Origin of the sequence: Methylibium rhizosphaerae (assembly GCF_006386545.1) — a bacterium.
GTDB classification, from domain to species: Bacteria; Pseudomonadota; Gammaproteobacteria; order Burkholderiales; family Burkholderiaceae_C; genus Pseudorivibacter; species Pseudorivibacter rhizosphaerae.
Genome location: NZ_SWAR01000086.1, coordinates 1 through 3,707 on the forward strand (window position 1 = coordinate 1; position 3,707 = coordinate 3,707).

A 3,707-nucleotide genomic window follows, 5' to 3' on the forward strand; every position below is an offset into this window, starting at 1 on the left:
CCGGTAACCGGGCAGTGACGCCTTCACGGCGTCGACAAAGCGTTCGAGGTCGGCGGTTTCCTGGCGCGTGAGCATGCGGCGACGGTAGAGGTCGCCGTCGCGGAATCAAGCCCCGTCGCGCACGTCACGCAGCGCAAGGCGCCTAAAGGTCTTCGCTTGAATTGGAGAGCGAAAGGCTCTTCGGCGAGCCCGTGCTGTGGCTGGTTCCGACACGTTCGGCCGGCAGGTGCTGATACCCGCTCGCCACCTTTGCCGACCTTCGTACGTAGCTTGGACGCGAGCGACAAGTCCGCAGCGGGTGCGGACCTTGGTCGTCGGTGGCCGTTCTCACGCCGACCGGCACCAAGCAGCCGTTCGGCCCGACGACCGTCGCCGCATGAATGACGGCTGTGCGAGGTGCAGCAGCCGTAGGACTCTCGCGAGGCCGCCCGTGACGCCGGCGACCGATTCCCAACGGCTCGAACTCGCAGTGCCGACCCAATCCGGTCCCCCGCCCTTCGCCCCGTGCTATCGGAGACCCGAAGGCGGTACATCAAACGCCGATTGAGCAACCTAGGCGCCCGGGATCGATCCCGCCGAAAATCGTGTTCGCAACATGCGGCGAGCCCGTATGCGCAGCGTGTCGCTGTCCAATTCCACGTTCGGCTGTGCTGCGTCGAGCACGTCGGCCTCAGGCCGAGCTCCGGAGCCTTGTGAACGAGGTTCTTGCTCGTGCCGTTGGCTGATCTGCTTGCTAGGTTCAAGGACGGCAGTTGCGCGACGCCGTTCCCCTTCTCTCGCTGGAAAGGCTGGATCAACCGCAAAAAGAGGGCAGGCTGAAGCTCACGGTTTGTGCAGCATCCCGGCGATAGCGCGCTGTTTTAGACGCTCGGCGTATGGCGGCACCGCATAGACGGCCATGTCTAGCAGCGCCGCCACGTCGTAGTAGTAAGACGGCTGCTCGATGTAGCGGTCAAGGACAACTTCAAGCGCCTCGCGTTCGACGCAACTCCACATGACAATGGCGGCCAGTGTCCTGACCTTCTCGTCGGCAGATGCAAGAAGGGATTCGAACAACGGCGCGCTGGCATCGCGCCACTGCTCGTTGATAGCGCGAATGACGATCTCCCGCACATCGAGCGCCTTGTTGGACGCCGCGGCTTCGATCATCCGAATGTCGACTTGGTGAGTCTTCAGGAAAATCGGCAGCAGAACGCCAATGGCATCGGCTGACAGGTTCTTGATGTCGTCTCTGAAGAATTCGAGGTCGGGCACGCTGTCAAGTTGCACGAGCGCCACTAACGCCCTTGACCGAAGATCCTCGTGATACTTTGCGGCGGCGTACTTCTGAGCCCAGACAAGCGCTTTCGCGTACCCGTGTGACGTAGCCGCCGCGAGCGATGAGCCGATGAAGTCGCGTCGCATCGACTCGATGAGCGAATTGTCAGACTTCGCCCATATTGCGATACGCGAGTAGCCTTGCGCCTTCGTCTTGGCTTCCGATTCCTGGAGCAAAGCCTCGAAGTCGGTGTCGATCTGGCGCTCCACCTCGGGGACATATTTGTCGAAGTGGTCGGCCAGCATTGCCCCGTGCGCTTGTCGCCCAGCACCATCGAAGTAGTCGAGCAGCGGGCGAAGTTCTTCATACGCTCGCCAGCGCAAGCCTTCGCCGAACAGCTTGTCCTTGTCGACCCAATCCATGATCGACGACATCAACCCCGCTGCCTTCGATGCTGGAAACATGTTGTCGAGTTCGAGCATGGTGAAACTGCGCCCCGATTTGCAGAGCGCCTGAACAGCTAGTTCACGAACGGCCTTGTCCGGGTCGTCAAGCAGGCGCTCTGCCCGTCCCGGGTCGAGTGCGTCGGCCTCGGTCAGTGCGCGAATGACTACCTGACGGGCTCGCTTGCTCGTTGCGGCTCCAAGCAATGCAGTCCGCGCTTCGTCATCCATCACGCGAACTTGCTGTTCCAGCATGCGCGCAGCGTCGTCGACATAGTCCACGGCGTGCATCAGCACCAGGTCGGCGGGCAGTGCTTTGCCTTCTCTTAAAAGGATTGCGAAATGCGCGGAGGAGAAGGCGTGGGCGTCCGTCTTCCGAAGCTCGTTGGGTTGCTCGAAGAGGACGAGATGTTCCGCCGTGCCGATGCGCTTCAGCAAGCGGAGGATCGACCGGAACGTCGCGCTATCTCTAATCGCGAATTCAACAATGTCGAACGGCGGGAGTTCATCACCGTCGCCGACGATGCGCGCAGCGGTTTCCTTGCCAACACCGTCGGCAACCAGAAAGTAGGTGAGCCGAGAACGCAGCGCGTCCGTATCGTTGTCTGTTAGCCAGAACCATCCAGGCGCATAGCCGTGAGCGTCGCTGAGCATCGCATTCACCAGCGCGATGCGTTCGGCTGGGGTGACCGCCCAATCGCGCTTCTTCCGGTAGACGAGATTGATCTCGTGCGTGGTCAGAAGTACATAGGGACGACGCTTCGAATACAGCCCCAGGGCGTACAGGTGAAGCCGCAACGCACCCCAAAAGTCGAGCCGCTCTTGCGTCTCATCGAGTATGGGTGCTCCGGCGGCGCACAACACAGCGGCAACGTCGTTCCCTGTAGCGGCCGGATCTTGATCGCCTTCTCCTACCGGGGAATTCAAAGGTGGCGTCGGATCAGTATCGTTTGTCTGTGTGGCCGATACCCTGGACTTTTTGCAGTATTCGATGAGCACCGCGTTCACGTGCTTGCGCAGGTCTTCGTCGGCACTAAAGTCGTGAAAGAGAATCTCCTTGCCGTCGATCAGCTCCTGCCGGAACTTGCGCACCAGGCTGAGCTGGGGGCCGATGTCGTCGAGCAAGGCCTTGTCCGGCGTTCTGAAGAACATCGAGATTTCCGGACGACCGGTCGCCTTCAATCGCTGCCGCGCGACCTGAAATTCTTCGTAGAACCCCGAGCTGTATTCACCGCTCTCAGTCCCCCAACGCCGTCCCATCAAGCCGACGAATATGTCGCTCTTGTTCGCTTCTTCATTGATACGAGACTGTGGCCGCTGTGCGACCGACGGGACGGCCTCCCAGCCGATGACGTGAAACATCAGGCCGAAGAACTCGCTGCCCCACTGGTCGTTGAAGGTATTGACGCACTCGCGCACGATCGCACGCTCGGCCTCCATGTCTCCGGGAGACGCCAGAAACACCTCTACGATTTTCGACATACGTTGTACGAAGAGCTATTGCTCGCGTCGACGTGTTGTTGCGAGCACCGGCGGTATTGTCGATCAACCAGGCTGCAGCCGGCTCCGGCGATGCCACGGTACCAGCCGCCATCGGCGCCTCGCGCCGCCTGCTCGGCAGGTCGTACCAAGGCGGCAGCAGCTCAAACAAGTAGTCGGCCACCTGGCGCCCTTTGATTTCGCCGTCGCGGCGATGAGCCTTCAGCACTGCGAGTCACGCCGCCGGTACGAGGTGCTCAGCACGGGGCGCTTGTTCGATACCAGACGGGTGCAGACGCACGCTCTAGAAGATTCCGCGGATGGTTCGACGGCGTATTGCTGATCGCCCGAACCGCGTCCCGAACTCGCGCGCCATACGCTTCGCGTGGCCCGTCCGTGGCTCAGTTAGGGAGACGCTGATCAATTGACCGCTCCGGCACGATGCATGCATGCCGCGCGGAACCCGGACACAGCCACGCCAACATGAGCCAACGCAGCTTTGCCAGCGCCGAGTACGCGATGAAGAA

The 3,707-nt window shown here is 61.3% G+C and carries 1 protein-coding gene; it reads right to left on the reverse strand.

Annotated features, from left to right (window positions below; translation table 11 throughout):
* Positions 1 to 822: 822 nt before the first annotated feature.
* Positions 823 to 3,183, reverse strand: coding sequence for a DUF4062 domain-containing protein (locus E8D38_RS27240; protein ID WP_140637417.1), 2,361 nt, complete (start codon positions 3,181 to 3,183; stop codon positions 823 to 825).
* Between the last annotated feature and the right edge of the window lie 524 nt (positions 3,184 to 3,707).

Excerpts from the sequence above, each read along its gene's own strand:
- E8D38_RS27240 (WP_140637417.1), bottom strand. The coding sequence starts at position 3,183 with ATGTCGAAAATCGTAGAGGTGTTTCTGGCGTCTCCCGGAGACATGGAG.